At 58.3% G+C, this 18,197-nt stretch carries 12 protein-coding genes and 2 rRNA genes; 7 read left to right on the forward strand and 7 right to left on the reverse strand.

The window, feature by feature from the left end; genetic code table 11:
• Positions 1 to 140 precede the first annotated feature (140 nt).
• The 4 genes from PDR5_RS11835 to PDR5_RS11850 all read left to right on the forward strand — a co-directional run bounded on the left by PDR5_RS11835 (position 141) and on the right by PDR5_RS11850 (position 6,773).
• A 23S ribosomal RNA gene (locus tag PDR5_RS11835) occupies positions 141 to 3,031 on the forward strand.
• Positions 3,032 to 3,185: 154 nt separating this feature from the next.
• A 5S ribosomal RNA gene (rrf, locus tag PDR5_RS11840) occupies positions 3,186 to 3,301 on the forward strand.
• Positions 3,302 to 3,514: 213 nt separating this feature from the next.
• Entirely contained in the window at positions 3,515 to 5,059 is a 1,545-nt protein-coding gene (locus tag PDR5_RS11845) for a class I SAM-dependent methyltransferase (RefSeq protein ID WP_064595579.1), read from the forward strand.
• A gap of 181 nt (positions 5,060 to 5,240) precedes the next feature.
• Positions 5,241 to 6,773 (forward strand): sensor domain-containing diguanylate cyclase, encoded by a 1,533-nt coding sequence (locus PDR5_RS11850; RefSeq protein WP_064595580.1) that lies wholly within the window; start codon positions 5,241 to 5,243, stop codon positions 6,771 to 6,773.
• Here the strand turns inward: PDR5_RS11850 and PDR5_RS11855 are convergent.
• A complete protein-coding gene (locus PDR5_RS11855; protein ID WP_064595582.1) occupies positions 6,752 to 7,876 on the reverse strand; it encodes an alkene reductase in 1,125 nt (374 codons plus the stop codon). The genes PDR5_RS11850 and PDR5_RS11855 overlap by 22 nt on opposite strands.
• A gap of 116 nt (positions 7,877 to 7,992) precedes the next feature.
• Positions 7,993 to 8,670, reverse strand: coding sequence for a type 1 glutamine amidotransferase domain-containing protein (locus PDR5_RS11860; RefSeq protein ID WP_064595584.1), 678 nt, complete (start codon positions 8,668 to 8,670; stop codon positions 7,993 to 7,995).
• Positions 8,671 to 8,878: 208 nt separating this feature from the next.
• On the opposite strand from PDR5_RS11860, the gene PDR5_RS11865 reads away from it, so the two are divergent.
• Together PDR5_RS11865 and PDR5_RS11870 are read left to right on the forward strand one after the other, a co-directional pair.
• Positions 8,879 to 9,463, forward strand: coding sequence for a TetR/AcrR family transcriptional regulator (locus PDR5_RS11865; RefSeq protein ID WP_064595586.1), 585 nt, complete (start codon positions 8,879 to 8,881; stop codon positions 9,461 to 9,463).
• A gap of 145 nt (positions 9,464 to 9,608) precedes the next feature.
• Positions 9,609 to 11,735, forward strand: coding sequence for a TonB-dependent siderophore receptor (locus PDR5_RS11870; RefSeq protein ID WP_064595588.1), 2,127 nt, complete (start codon positions 9,609 to 9,611; stop codon positions 11,733 to 11,735).
• A 56-nt stretch (positions 11,736 to 11,791) separates the two neighbouring features.
• Here PDR5_RS11870 and PDR5_RS11875 read toward each other — a convergent pair whose 3' ends face one another.
• From PDR5_RS11875 to PDR5_RS11890, 4 genes are all read right to left on the reverse strand, one after another.
• Entirely contained in the window at positions 11,792 to 12,748 is a 957-nt protein-coding gene (locus PDR5_RS11875) for a 2-hydroxyacid dehydrogenase (protein WP_064595590.1), read from the reverse strand.
• 32 nt (positions 12,749 to 12,780) lie between these two features.
• On the reverse strand, positions 12,781 to 13,545 hold the full coding sequence (locus PDR5_RS11880) for an SDR family oxidoreductase (RefSeq protein WP_064595592.1): 765 nt from the start codon (positions 13,543 to 13,545) through the stop codon (positions 12,781 to 12,783).
• A 39-nt stretch (positions 13,546 to 13,584) separates the two neighbouring features.
• On the reverse strand, positions 13,585 to 14,277 hold the full coding sequence (locus PDR5_RS11885; protein WP_064595595.1) for a fumarylacetoacetate hydrolase family protein: 693 nt from the start codon (positions 14,275 to 14,277) through the stop codon (positions 13,585 to 13,587).
• Positions 14,278 to 14,376: 99 nt separating this feature from the next.
• The gene (locus PDR5_RS11890) at positions 14,377 to 15,726 is read right to left on the reverse strand and encodes an MFS transporter (protein WP_064595597.1); all 1,350 of its coding nucleotides are present in this window, start codon (positions 15,724 to 15,726) and stop codon (positions 14,377 to 14,379) included.
• 587 nt (positions 15,727 to 16,313) lie between these two features.
• Between PDR5_RS11890 and PDR5_RS11895 the strand changes: the two genes are divergently transcribed.
• Positions 16,314 to 17,246: a helix-turn-helix transcriptional regulator gene (locus tag PDR5_RS11895; protein WP_064595599.1), complete on the forward strand. Its 933-nt coding sequence runs from the start codon at positions 16,314 to 16,316 to the stop codon at positions 17,244 to 17,246.
• A gap of 4 nt (positions 17,247 to 17,250) precedes the next feature.
• Here the strand turns inward: PDR5_RS11895 and PDR5_RS11900 are convergent, their stop codons facing one another.
• The gene (locus tag PDR5_RS11900) at positions 17,251 to 18,189 is read right to left on the reverse strand and encodes an AraC family transcriptional regulator (protein WP_064595601.1); all 939 of its coding nucleotides are present in this window, start codon (positions 18,187 to 18,189) and stop codon (positions 17,251 to 17,253) included.
• Between the last annotated feature and the right edge of the window lie 8 nt (positions 18,190 to 18,197).

Here is an 18,197-nt window from a genome sequence, read left to right on the forward strand (position 1 = left end):
GTGATAGAAAGATAGACTGATGGCCACTTTCACTGGTGGTGATCAGGCTAAGGTAAAATTTGTGAGTTCTCTTAGTTGAGAAATTCGAATTTTCGGCGAATGTCGTCTTCACAGTATAACCAGATTGCTTGGGGTTATATGGTCAAGTGAAGAAGCGCATACGGTGGATGCCTTGGCAGTCAGAGGCGATGAAAGACGTGGTAGCCTGCGAAAAGCTTCGGGGAGTCGGCAAACAGACTTTGATCCGGAGATGTCTGAATGGGGGAACCCAGCCATCACAAGATGGTTATCTTGTACTGAATACATAGGTGCAAGAGGCGAACCAGGGGAACTGAAACATCTAAGTACCCTGAGGAAAAGAAATCAACCGAGATTCCCTTAGTAGTGGCGAGCGAACGGGGACTAGCCCTTAAGTGGCTTTGAGATTAGCGGAACGCTCTGGAAAGTGCGGCCATAGTGGGTGATAGCCCTGTACGCGAAAGTCTCTTAGTCATGAAATCGAGTAGGACGGAGCACGAGAAACTTTGTCTGAATATGGGGGGACCATCCTCCAAGGCTAAATACTACTGACTGACCGATAGTGAACTAGTACCGTGAGGGAAAGGCGAAAAGAACCCCGGAGAGGGGAGTGAAATAGATCCTGAAACCGTATGCGTACAAGCAGTGGGAGCAGACTTTGTTCTGTGACTGCGTACCTTTTGTATAATGGGTCAGCGACTTATTTTCAGTGGCGAGCTTAACCGAATAGGGGAGGCGTAGCGAAAGCGAGTCTTAATAGGGCGTCTAGTCGCTGGGAATAGACCCGAAACCGGGCGATCTATCCATGGGCAGGTTGAAGGTTAGGTAACACTGACTGGAGGACCGAACCGACTACCGTTGAAAAGTTAGCGGATGACCTGTGGATCGGAGTGAAAGGCTAATCAAGCTCGGAGATAGCTGGTTCTCCTCGAAAGCTATTTAGGTAGCGCCTCATGTATCACTGTAGGGGGTAGAGCACTGTTTCGGCTAGGGGGTCATCCCGACTTACCAAACCGATGCAAACTCCGAATACCTACAAGTGCCGAGCATGGGAGACACACGGCGGGTGCTAACGTCCGTCGTGAAAAGGGAAACAACCCAGACCGTCAGCTAAGGTCCCAAAGTTATGGTTAAGTGGGAAACGATGTGGGAAGGCTTAGACAGCTAGGAGGTTGGCTTAGAAGCAGCCACCCTTTAAAGAAAGCGTAATAGCTCACTAGTCGAGTCGGCCTGCGCGGAAGATGTAACGGGGCTCAAACCATACACCGAAGCTACGGGTATCACGCAAGTGATGCGGTAGAGGAGCGTTCTGTAAGCCTGTGAAGGTGAGTTGAGAAGCTTGCTGGAGGTATCAGAAGTGCGAATGCTGACATGAGTAACGACAATGGGTGTGAAAAACACCCACGCCGAAAGACCAAGGTTTCCTGCGCAACGTTAATCGACGCAGGGTTAGTCGGTCCCTAAGGCGAGGCTGAAAAGCGTAGTCGATGGAAAACAGGTTAATATTCCTGTACTTCTGGTTATTGCGATGGAGGGACGGAGAAGGCTAGGCCAGCTTGGCGTTGGTTGTCCAAGTTTAAGGTGGTAGGCTGAAATCTTAGGTAAATCCGGGGTTTCAAGGCCGAGAGCTGATGACGAGTTGCCTTTAGGCGACGAAGTGGTTGATGCCATGCTTCCAAGAAAAGCTTCTAAGCTTCAGATAACCAGGAACCGTACCCCAAACCGACACAGGTGGTTGGGTAGAGAATACCAAGGCGCTTGAGAGAACTCGGGTGAAGGAACTAGGCAAAATGGCACCGTAACTTCGGGAGAAGGTGCGCCGGTGAGGGTGAAGCACTTGCTGCGTAAGCCCACGCCGGTCGAAGATACCAGGCCGCTGCGACTGTTTATTAAAAACACAGCACTCTGCAAACACGAAAGTGGACGTATAGGGTGTGACGCCTGCCCGGTGCCGGAAGGTTAATTGATGGGGTTAGCTAACGCGAAGCTCTTGATCGAAGCCCCGGTAAACGGCGGCCGTAACTATAACGGTCCTAAGGTAGCGAAATTCCTTGTCGGGTAAGTTCCGACCTGCACGAATGGCGTAACGATGGCGGCGCTGTCTCCACCCGAGACTCAGTGAAATTGAAATCGCTGTGAAGATGCAGTGTATCCGCGGCTAGACGGAAAGACCCCGTGAACCTTTACTATAGCTTTGCACTGGACTTTGAATTTGCTTGTGTAGGATAGGTGGGAGGCTTTGAAGCGTGGACGCCAGTTCGCGTGGAGCCATCCTTGAAATACCACCCTGGCAACTTTGAGGTTCTAACTCAGGTCCGTTATCCGGATCGAGGACAGTGTATGGTGGGTAGTTTGACTGGGGCGGTCTCCTCCTAAAGAGTAACGGAGGAGTACGAAGGTGCGCTCAGACCGGTCGGAAATCGGTCGTAGAGTATAAAGGCAAAAGCGCGCTTGACTGCGAGACAGACACGTCGAGCAGGTACGAAAGTAGGTCTTAGTGATCCGGTGGTTCTGTATGGAAGGGCCATCGCTCAACGGATAAAAGGTACTCCGGGGATAACAGGCTGATACCGCCCAAGAGTTCATATCGACGGCGGTGTTTGGCACCTCGATGTCGGCTCATCACATCCTGGGGCTGAAGCCGGTCCCAAGGGTATGGCTGTTCGCCATTTAAAGTGGTACGCGAGCTGGGTTTAGAACGTCGTGAGACAGTTCGGTCCCTATCTGCCGTGGACGTTTGAGATTTGAGAGGGGCTGCTCCTAGTACGAGAGGACCGGAGTGGACGAACCTCTGGTGTTCCGGTTGTCACGCCAGTGGCATTGCCGGGTAGCTATGTTCGGGAAAGATAACCGCTGAAAGCATCTAAGCGGGAAACTTGCCTCAAGATGAGATCTCACTGGAACCTTGAGTTCCCTGAAGGGCCGTCGAAGACTACGACGTTGATAGGTTGGGTGTGTAAGCGCTGTGAGGCGTTGAGCTAACCAATACTAATTGCCCGTGAGGCTTGACCATATAACACCCAAGCAATCTGTAGACTCGAAAGAGACCAGATTGCGGTGTGTGAAGACGCAATGAACCGAAAGTTCGATGCTCACAAAACACCTAGCTGTCACATACCCAATTTGCTGAAGCGAGGCCATTTGGTCACGAGTCAGTACCCGAATTTCTTGACGACCATAGAGCGTTGGAACCACCTGATCCCATCCCGAACTCAGAAGTGAAACGATGCATCGCCGATGGTAGTGTGGGGTTTCCCCATGTGAGAGTAGGTCATCGTCAAGATTAAATTCCGAAACCCCAATTGCGAAAGCAGTTGGGGTTTTGTTTTGCCCGCAGGAAAAGGCTCGGCCATTTCTCGATTTAGATTCTTGAGGAAGCGATGCTGCAGGCGTTTATCCAGGAGGCGTTTGCCTGATCACTTTCCTCTTGTGATACGCCATGGCTACCCCGTATAAGAGCGACTTTCACTTCCGATATAAGAAAAAGGATGCACGCATGAGCAATGCCTGGAACGAGGGATATTTCACGGACGAAGGCTATACCTACAGTTATAGCCGGGAAATCAATCCGGTTTTCCAGCGTTATTGTCTGCTGTTGCGCGGTTTCGCCACGCTGGAGAGTAGCGACGGCTACCACTGTGAGCTGGGTTTTGGTCAGGGTGTTTCGATCAACATCCATGCGGCGGGTAATCCGGGCTCTTATGTCGGCACCGACTTTCACCCAGGTCAGGCGTCCCATGCCATTGCTCTGGCCAGCGACTGGGGCAGCGATGCGCGACTGTATGACGACAGCTTCGAGCAGTTGCTGGCCCGTCATGATTTGCCTCAGTTCGACAGTATCAGCCTGCATGGCATCTGGACTTGGGTCAGCCGCGATAACCACAAGTTGATCGTCGAATTCGCCCGTCGTCATCTCAAGCCTGGTGGCCTGCTGTACGTCAGCTACAACTGCTTCCCGGGCTGGTCGCCCCAGGCACCCTTGCGCCAACTGTTCAGCCTGCACGACCGTTTCGCCAGCCAGGCCTCTGCACGTCCTGATCAACGTATCGACGCTGCGCTGCAGTTTTCCGAAGCGCTGCTGGCTGCAAATCCTAAATATGCCAACTCGGCGCCAGGGTTGGACGCCAAGCTGCAGAGCATCAAGGGCCAGGATCGCCAGTACGTCGCCCATGAGTACTTCAACCGCGATTGGAACTGCATGTATTTCACCGACGTGGTGGATGCCCTGGCGCCCGCCAAACTCGACTACGCCACGACAGCCGTGCCGCTGGACTCCGTCGATCCGCTCAACCTGACCGCCGAAGGCATGGACTTTCTGGAAGGCATTGAGCACCCGGTCATGCGTGAGCAGGCGCGCGACTATTTTGTGAACCAGAGTTTCCGCCGGGACCTTTATGTGCGCGGCGCCAACAGACTATCTGCTACCGAGCACCGCGAGCGTATGCTCAGCACGCGCTTCGTCCTGTTGCAGGCAGCCGACAGCGTGCCGGCCAACGTCACCGGTCCGGCAGGCGCAGCGACGCTGCAGGCAGAGATTTATGGCCCGGTACTCGCAGCACTGGCGGATGACGCCTATGTGCCGAAGACCTTGCGGCATTTGCTGGATCTTTTGCCCTCGCTGGCCTATGGCGATGTGGAACAAGCTCTCAACGTATTGATCGGCATGGGGGCCGTGGCGCCGTGTCAGAGCGAAGCAGCCGAAAAACTGGTGCAGGCCCGCTGCAATACCCTCAACCTGCAGCTGTGCAAGCGTTCGTTGTATGGCCACAAGATTCAGACCCTGGCGAGTCCGGTGACCGGAGGTGGGGTGACGGTCAGCCGCTTCCAGCAGTTGTTCCTGATATCGATCAAGCAAGGCAAAAAATACCCGGCTGAATGGGCACAACTGGCATGGGGCATCATCGGCGGCCAGGGCGAAGGTCTCCTCAAGGACGGCAAGGCCCTGACCACCGCGGAAGAAAACCTTGCCGAATTGACCGCGCAGGCTCAAGCGTTTGCCGAGAGTACGCTGGTGATTCTCAAGGCTTTGAAAATCGTCTAGTCGAGACGAGGGACGGCAAGACACCCTCGCGTTGCCTGCCGTCGTCCGGGGCATTTCGGATTCTTGCGCAAAACCAGAGCGACAGCACCGCGGCTGACGTGCTGACAAGGACGCGCGGTCGATGTAATGCCCCGATCAAATAATAGCGGTGACGGAAACCGGACTTTCCATAGGTACTGAAGTGAAGCGTGATACTCACCTTGTAATGCTCTTGCTGTTGGTAATCGGCTGTTCCCTGGCATCGCTGACCATCTGGAAGATACTGGGCTCTCGGGATCGAGCACTGGATGAAGTCAATGTCCACGGGTTGAACCTGACGCAGGCACTTGCGACGTATTCCGAGGGCATTGTCCGGCAGAGCTCGCTGCTTCTGCTCGGACTCGTCGAACGTCTGGAAACCGAAGGCAGTGGCCCAGCGCAAATCGAACGGCTCAAGACTTTGATCAACCGGCAGCGACCGCTGATGCCGCAGCTCAGTGGCATCACTATCTACGACAACAAAGGCCACTGGTTGATGTCATCCAACCGGCCGATTCCTGTCGGTGCCAACAGCAGTGACCGTGCTTACTTCATTCATCACCGTGACGATCCATCTCGCGAACCCTTCATCGGCCCGCCCATCCGCAGTCGTTCGAATCAGGAGTGGGTGATTACCATCAGCCGGCGTTTCAATGACGATCGCGGAGAGTTTGCCGGTGTGGTGTCGGTCACCCTGGGGGTGGAAAACTTTCTGCGTCTGTTCGGCCAGCTCGATATAGGGCAGGAGGGCGCCATTGGCTTGTCCTACACCGATGGCACACTGCTGGTCCGTTACCCTTTCCGTGAACAGGACATGGGGCGCAACTTCTCCAATTCGCCGATCTATGCGAAGTACCTGGTGGACAAATCGGTTGGCACTGCATCCTTCACGTCCAGTCTCGACGGTGTGGAACGGCTCTATGCCTTTCGCAAGAGTGAAACGCTGCCGCTGATCACTACGGTTGCGCTCGGTAAACGCGAAGCCCTGGCGGCGTGGCGATTTGAAGCGCTGTTGTCGATCGGTGTGGTTACCACATTGCTGGGCCTCACCGGTGTTATCGGCTGGTTTTTGATTCTGGATATTCGTCGCCGGACGCAGGTGGAAGGTGAGTTGCGCGATACTCAACAACAGCTGCTCGGCACGAACCGGCAACTTGAGCTGTTGGCAATGAAGGATGCGCTGACAGGCCTGGCCAATCGGCGATGTTTCGATCAGACCCTGGCGATGGAAGCGCGCCGGGCGAAGCGTGACGCAACTTCGTTGGCGTTGCTGATGATTGATCTCGACTATTTCAAACTGTTCAACGACGCCGAAGGGCACATTGCCGGCGATGCCTGTCTGCAGCAGGTGGCCAAGGTGCTTGAGACTTGCGTGCGCAGACCATCGGACCTGGTGGCGCGTTACGGGGGGGAAGAAATGGCGGTGATCATGCCCGATACCGACAGTGACGGCGCAGCGGTCGTGGCACAAATGATCCTGAAACGCTTGGCGCAAGAGCCTATCGCTCACCGGACCAGTCCATTCGGCCGAGTGAGTGTGAGTATCGGCATCGCGGCCGCCACCGGATCGCAACTGGACACGATACAAGGCCTGATCGCTGCGGCAGATCAGGCGCTGTATCAAGCCAAAGGGGCGGGCCGCAATCAGCTCGCCAAAAGTGTCGCCAGCGAGAGCTACTCTCCGTACACCGGGTAATCCACATAGCCTTCGGCATGGCCGCCATACACCGTGGCCGGGTTCAGCGAATTCAGCGGCCAGTCATTGGCGATACGCGCGGGCAGGTCCGGGTTGGCCATGAACGGGCGACCGAAAGCCACGAGGTCCGCCAGTCCGGATTCAAGCAACCGCGCACCGCTTTCGGCGTTGTAGCGACCCGCGTAAATGATCGCGCCGCTGAAGGTGTCGCGTACTGCTCGACGGAAGGTTTCCGGCATCACTGGCGCGTCGTCCCAGTCGGCTTCGGCGATGGACAGGTAGGCGATGCCGACGTCTTGCAGCACCTTGATCGCTTCGATATAGGTGGTGTGAGGGTCTTCCTCGACCATACCCAGATAAGTCCGCGCTTCATCGGTGGTGGTGAACAGCGGCGCGAAGCGCACGCCGACCTTTTCCTTGCCGATGCATTCGGCGACGCCACCCACCACTTCGCGCAGAAAGCGCAGACGGTTATGCAGCGAACCGCCGTATTGATCGGTGCGCAGGTTGCTGTGGGCGGAGATGAACTGGTTCACCAAGTAGCCATTGGCGCAGTGCAACTCGATACCGTCGAAACCGGCATCCATGGCATTGCGCGCTGCCCGGATGTACAGCTGAACCAGTTCCTGGACTTCATCGGTGGTCAGCGCTCGAGGCGCGGACGGCGGAACCAGAGCGCCCACACCGGGCGCGGTTTCGATGAACACACTGACCCGGTCGGTGGCGATGGCGGAGGCCGACACCGGGGCGTCACCATTGGGTTGCAGGGCAGTATGGGAGACGCGACCGACATGCCATAGCTGCGCGAAAATCACGCCGTCACTGGCGTGGACAGCCTCGGTGACCTTGCGCCACCCGGCGATTTGTTCGGGAGTATGAATGCCTGGAGTCCAGGCGTATCCCTGGCCACGGGGTTCGATCTGGGTGCCTTCAGTCACCAGCAAGCCCGCACCGGCTCGCTGCTGGTAATACTCGGCCATCAATTCATTGGCGACATTGCCCGGTTGAGTGCTGCGCTGACGAGTCAGGGGCGGCAGCACAATACGGTTTTTCAGAGTGTGGTGGCCGAGGGTGACCGGGGTGAAAAAACGGCTGTTGTTCATGGATGCATCCTGTCCAAGGGTTTATTAGACCAGTCGACTATTTGGTGGGCGAAAAAAAGAACACCGTGCAACACGCACACGGTGTTCGGATCAAGTTGAAGGTGCGGAGTGACGCCTCAGCTGAGCAGTTTCAACAGTTGTTCGGCGACAGCTGCCGAGCTGGCAGGATTCTGGCCGGTGACCAGTTTTCCATCAGTCACCACATGAACCTGCCAATCCGCAACTTTGGAATAGCGACCGCCAAGACGCTGGAACTCGTCTTCGATCAGGAACGGCACTACGTCCGTCAAACCGACGGCTGCTTCTTCGGAATTGGTGAAACCGGTCACTTCACGCTGCTGGATCAGCGGTTTACCGTCTGCGTCGACGACATGACGCAGCACCCCCGGCGCATGGCAGACGAAGCCATGGGGCTTGTTGCTGCGCGCGAAGGCTTCGATCAGGGCAATCGAATGCTTGTCTTCGGCCAGGTCCCAGAGTGGGCCATGGCCACCTGGATAAAACACCGCATCGAAATCTTCGGCGCGGACGTCGGCCAGGCGGCCGGTGTTCGCCAGTGCCTGCTGCGCGGTGGGGTCCTGGCGGAAACGGTCGGTTTCAGCCGTCTGAGCATCGGGCTCGTCGCTCTTCGGATCCAGCGGTGGCTGACCGCCGGCGGGCGAAACCAGGGTGACGTCGGCGCCGGCGTCCTTGAAGGCGTAGTAGGGGGCGGCGAACTCTTCGAGCCAGAAGCCGGTTTTCTTGCCGGTGTTGCCGAGTTGATCGTGGGAAGTCAAAACCATCAAGATTTTCATAGAGCACCCTGGGTTGGTCTGGCAGCGTTCATGAGCAAGGGATTCGCACAGGATCGACACCGGGAAAAGTTTGTAGGGGCGCAGCATAGTTTCCAATTAGACCAGTCGTCTAGTAATTTTTTCTTCGAAGGTTTTTCATGGACAGGTGTGGCAAACTCGCGTTCCTTTGAGATAAACGACTGGTCTATTGCCTGGTAATTCGTGCCCCATGAAACCGACCTACGACGACACCCGCCAACATTTGCTCGACACCGGCCACCGGATGATGGCCGAGAAAGGCTTCACCAGTGTCGGCCTGAACGAGATCCTGCAGACCGCCGGCGTGCCCAAGGGTTCGTTCTATCACTACTTCAAATCCAAGGAACTGTACGGCCAGGCCTTACTCGAGGATTACTTCGTCGACTATCTGGCGGACATGGAGCGACGCCTGACGCTGCCCGGCCTGAGCGCCCACGAACGGCTGATGGATTACTGGCAGGGCTGGCAGGATCGCTGCACCCTGGAAGGCCATGGCGACGAATGCTTGGTGGTGAAACTCAGTGCCGAGGTGGCTGACCTTTCCGAAACCATGCGCCTGACCTTGCGTGATGGCGCCGAGCGAGTGGTGGCGCGCATCACCGAGTGCATCGAACAGGGCCAGGTCGAAAAAAGCTTGCCTGAGGGCGATGCTCGGCAACTGGCTGAAACCCTGTATCAGCTGTGGCTGGGGGCCAGTCTGCTGAACAAACTGCAACGCACGGGGCAATCGTTGAGTACGTCTATGGCGACCACGAAGCGCCTTCTGAGCGTGTGAGAAAGCAGTAGACGCAAGCGGTCGAGAGTCAGTCGCACAAACGAATGGGAATGCCTATCAATTGCGCGGCGGGTGGTATACCATCCGCCGCGTTTTGCTGGCAGTTATCCCCTTCGTTCTGGCCTATCTGTAAGGTTCTCCCTCCATGCGTCGAACTCTGCTGTCCATCTGTGTGTTGCAAACGTTGTCTCCCTTTGCGTGGGCCGAGCCCTCCGGTTCAACAGCGTCAGCTCTGGAGCTGGAGGCAACCGATGTGGTCGGTACCGCGGATTACGAAAGAGCGGACGGCCCGGTACACGGATATCGCGCGACCCGTTCGGCCAGTGCCACGCGGACCGACACCTCGATCCATGAAACCCCGCAGTCGATCAGTGTCGTCACCAAAGACGCGGTCGAAGACATCGATGCTACCCGGCTGCAGGACGCACTGGATTACGCGGGCGGCGTAGGGCGAGCCAACAATTTCGGCGGCCAGGGACTGACCACGTTCACCGTGCGCGGATTTACCACCGGCGAGTTTTACCGCAATGGTTTCCCGATCAACCGCGGTTATCCGAACATGCCGGATGCCAACACCATCGAGCGTCTTGAGGTCCTGCGCGGGCCGGCGACCATGCTCTACGGCCGTGGTGATCCGGGCGGGACTTTCAATGTCGTTTCCAAACAACCGTTGCCCGAGCGCACGGTCACACTCGGCAGCCAGTTGAATGACCAAGGCATGCGCCGCGGTACCCTGGATGCTTCCGGCCCGCTTGATGAAGAGGGGCGTCTGGCCTATCGCCTGAACGTGGTGGGCGAGGGCGGCGATACCTTCCGCGATCACGTCGAAACCGAACGCTACGGCGTGACCCCGGTGCTGACCTGGCAAGCCAGCGATGACACCCGAGTGATCTTCGAGGGTGACTTCATGCGTAACAATCATCCGCTGGACCGGGGCGCGACGCGTTATCCCCGGCAGATCGGCACTGCCTCCCGTGACACCTTCTTCGGTGAACCGGACGCTGGCAAATTGCACAACGACAACAACATGGCGCAATTGCGCTTCGAGCATGTGCTCAATGAGGACTGGACGCTCGGCGGTGGCTTCCAGTGGCTCGACGGTACCTTGCAGGGCAATGCCATTGAAGCCAACGGCATTGCCGCCGACGGCCGGACCCTGGGACGAAATTTCAACTACCGCAAGCTGGAGTGGACCGACAAGGACACTCAGCTCAACCTGACCGGTCACTTCTCCACCGGCGGCCTGCAGCACACATTGCTCACCGGTATCGAATACGAGGACTACGACTACCAGTCGATCATCCAGCGCTCCAGCGGCGCGGTCAGTGCCTATCCGATCAATATCTTCAATCCGGTGTATGGGCAGCCCCGTCCGGCACTGACGCGCACCCCGACCCACGACAAGGAAAACCTCAAGACCTACGCCGCGTTCGTACAGGACCAGGTGGCCCTGACCGATCGGCTGAAAGTCCTGGCCGGCGCACGTTTCGAGCGCTTTGAGCACGACTATGAAACCTACGTGCCCGGCGGCAAAAACTGGCAGGCCAGCGACAATGCCGTCACGCCCCGCGTCGGTGTGACCTACGACCTGACCGACACCCTCGCGGTCTACGCGGACACCGCGCGTTCCTTCAAGCCCAATACCGGCGCAAGCCGACAGGGCGGCGGCTTCGAACCGGAGAAAGGCAAGTCCTGGGAGATGGGCGTCAAATGGGAAGCGCTGGATCATCAGTTGAGCGTTGACGCGGCGATCTATCAGATTGAAAAGCGCAATGTCCTGACCACTGACCCGGTGGACTCGACTTTCAGCGTGGCTGCCGGGGAAGTGCGCAGCCGAGGGTTTGACCTCAATGTCGCCGGCAACCTGACCCCCGAGTGGCGTGTCATCGGGGGGTACGCCTACGTCGATGCCGAGGTGACCAAGGACAACGTGATCCGCTCCGGCACGCGACTGATGAACATCCCGAAAAACAGCTTCAGCCTGCTCAATGTCTATGAGTTCCAGGACGGTGCCCTCAGTGGTCTGGGTCTGGGAACAGGCCTCAAATATGTCGATGAGCGCGCGGGGCAAACGGCGAACACCGCGTTCTCGATGGGGAGCTACACCGTTGTCGACCTGCTCAGCTACTACAAGGTCAATGACAAGGTGCGCCTCAACCTCGACCTGAAGAACCTGTTTGACCGTGACTACGACGAGGGCGCATTCGGTAACGTCTACGCCTATCCGGGGGCACCGAGAACGGTGCAGGTCGGCATTTCCTACACGTTGTAGTCCGATCGGGTCTGAAATCCATCATCGGGGGCAGCGGCCCCCGATAACTGTGAGGCTCAGCCGGTCACGCACCCTGGCGGAGTTCTTCCGGCAAAACTGTCCACCAGGCTCGCCACGACCATCTCGCCCATGCGGGTGCGGGTCTGCAGGGTCGCGCTGGCGCGGTGTGGTTGCAGCACCACCTGTTCCTGGGCAAACAAGGCTTCAGGCACGTTGGGCTCATCGACGAAAACATCCAGCGCCGCACCTGCGATCTCGCCAGCCGTCAGGGCCGCCACCAGATCGGTTTCGTTGACCAGTTTTCCTCGGGCGACGTTGATCAGGTAGCCGCCCTTGCCCAGAGCCTGCAGCACGGAGGCATCGATGATGGCCTCGGCCTTGTCGGCGGCCGCCGCGAGAATCAGCGCATCACTGTCGCGGGCCAGTTGCTTGAGGTCGGCGATGAAGGTGTGGCTGACATCGCTCATCGGTTGCAGATCGGTGTAGCTGATCGGACAGCCAAACGCGGCCGCCCGGGTGGCGACCGCTCGGCCGACCCGGCCCATGCCCACGATGCCGATCCGCATGCCGGACACCTGCCGCGCCAAAGGCAGCGGGGCCAGTGGCGTCGGGCTCTGCGGCCATTGGCCCGAGCGCACGTAACGGTCACTGGTACACAGCCCACGGCACACAGCGATCAGCAAGCCGATGGCCAGGTCGGCCACGTCTTCGGTCAGAGCCCCGATGGTCGCGGTCACGCGGATCCCGCGATCCCGGGCGTAGGCCAGGTCGACCGCATCGGTGCCGACACCGTTGACCGCCACCACTTCCAGTTTGGGCAGTTGCGCCATCAGCGCCTGGCTGATGCCCGTGTGACCACCGGTGATCACGCCGCGAATGTTGGCGCCGTGTTCCTGCAAATATGCCGCTTTGTCGGCCTGCTCGAAATAACGCCTGATCGTGAACAGTTCGCCGAGACGGGCATTGATTTCCGGAATCAGGATCGGGCTCAACTGCAAGACTTCTGGCTTCATGTAAACCTCACTTACGCAATAAAAAAGCCGGCTCAACCGCGGCCGGCAAACGGCATGGCGGTGGCCATGACGGTCATGTTCAGGACGTTGGCCGACAGGGGCAGACCGGCGATGTAGCGCACGGCGTCGGCGACATGTTTGACGTCGACCATCGGCTCCACGGCGATGCTGCCGTTGGCCTGGCGCACGCCTTTGGTCATGCGCACCGACATTTCGGTCAAGGCATTGCCGATGTCGATCTGGCTGCAGGCGATATTGAATTCCCGACCATCCAGCGCCAGTGACTTGGTCAGCCCCAGCACCGCGTGTTTGCTGGCGGTGTACGCGCTGCTGAAAGGACGCGGGGTGTGCGCCGAAATCGAACCGTTGTTGATAATGCGGCCACCCTGTGGCTCTTGCCGGCGCATGAGCCCGAACGCGCCACGGGCACAGAGGAAAACGCCATTGAGGTTGGTGTCGATCACGTTTCGCCACTGCTCGAACGTCAGCTCATCCAGCGGCACGGCGGGGGCATTGACCCCGGCGTTGTTGAAGACCACGTCCAGGCGTCCGTAGACTTCGGCAATGGTTGCAAACAGCTGATCGACACTGGCGGGGTCGCGTACATCGGTAGGCACCGCCAGGGCTTCGCGGCCTTCGCCGGCCGCCAGATCGACCAACGCCTGCAAGGGTTCGGGCCGGCGCCCGGCCAGCACCAGGGTGTATCCGTCGGCCAGCAGGCCCAGTGCAACCGAACGGCCGATCCCGCTGCCGGCGCCGGTCACCAGGGCAACTTTCAAGGATTGAGTGTCAGACATCTTGTTGTTCTCCTTTTTTCCAATCACTTAAGGACAGACTCAAGGCCGTGGGCCGACGCGCATTTCGAGTTGGCCAATGCCGTCGATCCCGGCGCTGATGACGTCGCCGGGTTGCAAGACATCGACGCCGGCGGGGCTGCCGGTCATGATCAGGTCGCCGGCCTTGAGTGTTACGGATTGCGAGATACGGCTGATGACTTCACTCACCGACCAGATCTGGCTGTCGAGACGATCGCGCTGGCGTTCTTCACCGTTCACGCTCAACCATAATTCCCCTTCGAGCCGACCGGTCCGAGTGACCGGCATAATGGCGGTCATCGGTGCGGCGCCGTCAAACACCTTGGCACCTTCCCATGGCAAACCGTCGCGCTTGGCCAGGCGCTGTACGTCACGACGAGTCAGATCCAGGCCGGCGGCGTAGCCCCAGACATAGGCCAGCGCCTGGCTCTCTGGGATCTGCGCGCCGCCTTCGCCGATGGCCACGACCAGCTCGATTTCATGGGCAAACTCTTCGGTCAGTGACGGGAAGATCACTTCGCCGGCAGCGTCCACCACGCTGCTTGCCGGTTTCATGAAGAACACCGGTGGCTGGCGCGGCTGGCCCAGGGTGTCCGGCCATGGGTAGTTGCGGCCGACGCAGAACACGCGTCCGACGGGAAAGCGTTGCTCGCTGCCGACAATCGGCAAGGTCACTGGCAGATCCGGGGTAAAGACGTATTCGGTCATGTTCATCCTGCTGAAAGTCCTGTGTGAGAGTGCAGCGTACGGCGGCAATCGCTGGCGAAGTTGGACGAAAGCCGCCTCCAATTGGAGAAAACAGTTGTTCTGGCTTCAGCGCGTTTTCAACTCGATGCGGTACAGGCGACCGAGCAGCAATGAGTAGGAGAGAGTGCCGATCAGCGCCACGGCACCGATGAACCAGAACGCCCAGGCGAACGAGCCGGTGGCGTGGACGATGGCGCCAATCACGATCGGGGTGACGATCCCGCCGATGTTGGCGGCCAGGCTGGTGATCCCGCCGGTTAGTCCGATCAGTTCCTTGGGCGCCACCTCCGACACCGCCGCCCACGAAGACGACGCGATTCCCTGAGCGAAAAAGGCAATGGTCAGCACGGCGATGCAGATGACGTTCGAGTCGGTGAAGTTCACCAGCACGATCGACATGCCCAGCATCGACCCGACTACCAGCGGCAGTTTCCGAGCGAAGGACATTGAATAGCCACGACGGATCAACAGGTCGGACACGATGCCGGCGAGCAGGATGCCGACCGTTGCGCCCACGAAAGGCATCACGGCAAAGATCCCGGCCTTGATCGTGGTCAGATGGCGTTCTTCAATCAGATAGGTCGGGAACCAGGTGAGGAAGAAGTACAGCGCCGAGGTGCTGGCGAACTTGCCGATGCAAATGGCCCAGACCTGGCGATAGCTGAACAGCTCGGCGATCTGCCGCCAGTTGAAACGGGTGCGTTCCTGGCTGCTCTTGACCAGGCCGCCGCCGGCCTCGATGTATTTCAACTCTTCCTTGCTGACTTTCTTGCAGTTCAGCGGATCGCGATACAGATACAGCCACAGCACCCCGAAAACGATACCGAGCGCGCCGGTGCTGTAGAAGACATGGCGCCAGTCAAAGGTTGTGGCCAGCCACAGCAGGGCGCCGGTAAACAGTGCCGTTCCCAGGTACTGCCCGCAGACGTAAATACTGCTGGCCAGGCCCCGTTCCCGCGCCGGGAACCACACGGTCACCGCACGGCTGTTGGCCGGAAATGCCGGCGCTTCCATCGCCCCGACGGCCAGACGCAAGCCGAACAGCGAAGCGAATCCCGTGGCGAAGCCTTGAAACACCGTGACGGTCGACCAACTGATCAGTGAAACCCCATAGGTGAAGCGTGAGCCGAAGCGGTCGGCGATAAATCCGGCCGGCACCAGAGCGAGTGCGTAGGTCCAGGCAAAGGCAGAGAAGATCAGCCCCATTTCAATCTTGTCCAGGCCCAGGTCCTTGGCCATGAACGGGGCGGCGATCGAGATGTTCACCCGGTCGATGTAATTGATGATCGTCGCAATCAGCAGCAGCGAGAGCATGAACCAGCGTCGCCGCGTCGGCAGTCGCCGGGATGACACGGCGTCCCTGTCGGCGGCAATCAAGGGGGGCGCGGTGGTTTGAGAGGTGTGCGAATTCGACATGAGTGGACCTCGTTATTGTTAGAAGTGTCGAGTTGTTTGCGGACAGCCGACGCCGTTGCCCGCTGTCCGCAGGCAAGGCAATCGAAAGTTGAAACGAATGGCACAAACGGCCAGGGTCAGACGTTCTGGGACGTCTTCCGGCTGGCATCGTCGGTAAAGGCTGGGGAGGGGCGGCGGGGAGCAATAGCGGATTCATGACGTGCGCACCTTCTGTTGTTTTTGAAAGAGGTTGGGCGTGAGAAATACAGTGGTCGTACAACCTCTCGAAATCAATCAGGGTGTTAGACCATTTTTTCCGGAGAAGGGCGCGTCGGATAAACCTGTCCAAAAAAATCCACACAGTGAATTTTCCGGATGCTCTCTGGTTTGTTTTCTATCCGACTGTTTTTAAACGGAAAAAACAATGACTTTGCGGTCGCGTTTTTTGGACAGTGATCATTGGCAGTGGCGGTGTAGAAAAAACACTGAGTCTGGTGTCATCGTATGACTGCTTGAAGGGGCGGCGACGAACCTTCAAGATGAACCACGCCGATTACTCGGCAACGCCAGGAAAACCTGCCCAAGTACCTGTCGAGGATGCTCAACAAATGACGTCACAATGCCGTGTGCCCACCTACGTCATGCAGCAACGCAGCGAGATGATGGATTTCTACATTCGTGACAAAAAAGGTCGCCGCGCCGAGACTGGCCCGCACCGACACGAATACTTCCAGATCCAGATCAACCTCGGCGGCGACACGGTGCAGCACATTGGCAACGCGGTTCGTCCGTTTCCGCGTAACGCACTGGCATTCATCCTGCCGCACCGTGTGCACGTGATCCCGCATCCGGCGGACAGCAATTTCATGGTGATCAACTTTTCCCAGACCTTTCTGTTGCCGCATTTGCAGTGCGACCCGATGGATCTGGAGGAGGTATCGATTCTCCTGGCGCCCGAACTGTCGCCGTTCCGCTTTCAGGAACATCTGGATTTCATTCTGGGGAATGAGGATTTCAACGAGGTCTGTGGCCTGATCGAACAGATGCGCAGGCTGGACGAGAATCGTCAGTTCGGTACGCGCGAAGTGCTCAAGGGATTGCTGCTGCAACTGGTGGGCAAGGTGTGCGTCCTGTATGCCGAACCGCTCAAGCGCCTGGCGGAAGAAAACGCAGCACAGGCCAGTCGGCGGGATGCACTGAGCCGGATGTTCGAATATTTGCGCAAGAACATTGCCGACCCCGATCTCAATCTGATCAAGGTCGCGGCGGCGACCTATCTGTCACCGACCTATCTCACGCACTGGCTGCGCAAGGAAATCGGCAAGACCTTCACCGAGCTGGTGCTGGAGCGCAGAATGCACGCGGCGCGCAATTACCTGCTCAATGGAACCCGGCCAGTGGGCGAGGTGGCGAGGCTGTGTGGTTTTGCGGATGAAGCTTATTTCTCCCGACGTTTTCGCCAGATCCACGGCCAGCCACCTGGACAGTTCCGCCGTCGGCAACTGGACCCCGACACCCCGCAGTCACCTGTGGAGGCCTGATCGGCTAATGCGACGAAACATAATCCGAGGACGACGTCGGCGCAGGCAACGCGTACGTTGCCTTCATCCACTCAATCTCCGCTTGCGGCGTTCGGCCGAAGAACCGTTTGAACTCGCGACTGAACTGCGAAGCGCTTTCATAGCCGACGCTGAATGCCGCCGCTGAGGCAGTCATGGCATGGCGCAACATCAAAAGTCGCGCCTGATGCAGGCGCGTCGATTTCAGGTATTGCATGGGCGAGGCGTCCGTCACGCTGCGAAAATGCAGGTGAAAACTGGGCACGCTCATGCTCGCTTCGCGGGCCAGTTGCTCGACGTCAAGACGCTCCTGATAGCTGCTGTGGATCTTGCGGATCGCCCGCGTCACCTTGCCGAAGTGCCCTTGCCGATTGAGTGCGGCGCGCATCGAGCCGCCTTGTTCGCCGGTCAGGATGCGGTAGTAGATTTCCCGCAACAGCGACGGCCCCAATATCTGCGCTTCACCCGCAATACTCATGGCTTCGAGAAAGCGCAGTGTCGATGCGCGCAGGCGGTCGTCCATCGGCGAGGCGAACATGCCCTTGGGTGGCGCATCACTCGGGCCGTGAACCTCATCCACTTGCTGCATCAACTCGCTGGCCACCTGGAAATCGAGCTGCATGTAGATCGCGAGCATTGGCTCGTCTTCAGAGGCGTCGGTCTCCATGGTGAAGGGGATCGGAACCGATACCACCAGGTAATGCTGGGCGTCATAGACGTAAACGTCATCGCCCAGATACCCGCGTTTCTGTCCCTGACAGAGAATCACGATGCCGGGGTCGTACAGCACCGGCGAGCGGGTCAGTGGTCGGTTCGAGCGCAGGAAGCGCACGCCCTCCAACGCACTGAGGTTATAGCCCTCGACCGGAGCCAGCGTCTCCATGAGCTGCACCATGCGCGAAGTGCTCGGGTCGACCTGTTTCATCGGGTTCT

The sequence above is a fragment of the Pseudomonas sp. DR 5-09 genome, from assembly GCF_001655595.1.
GTDB classification, from domain to species: Bacteria; Pseudomonadota; Gammaproteobacteria; order Pseudomonadales; family Pseudomonadaceae; genus Aquipseudomonas; species Aquipseudomonas pharyngis.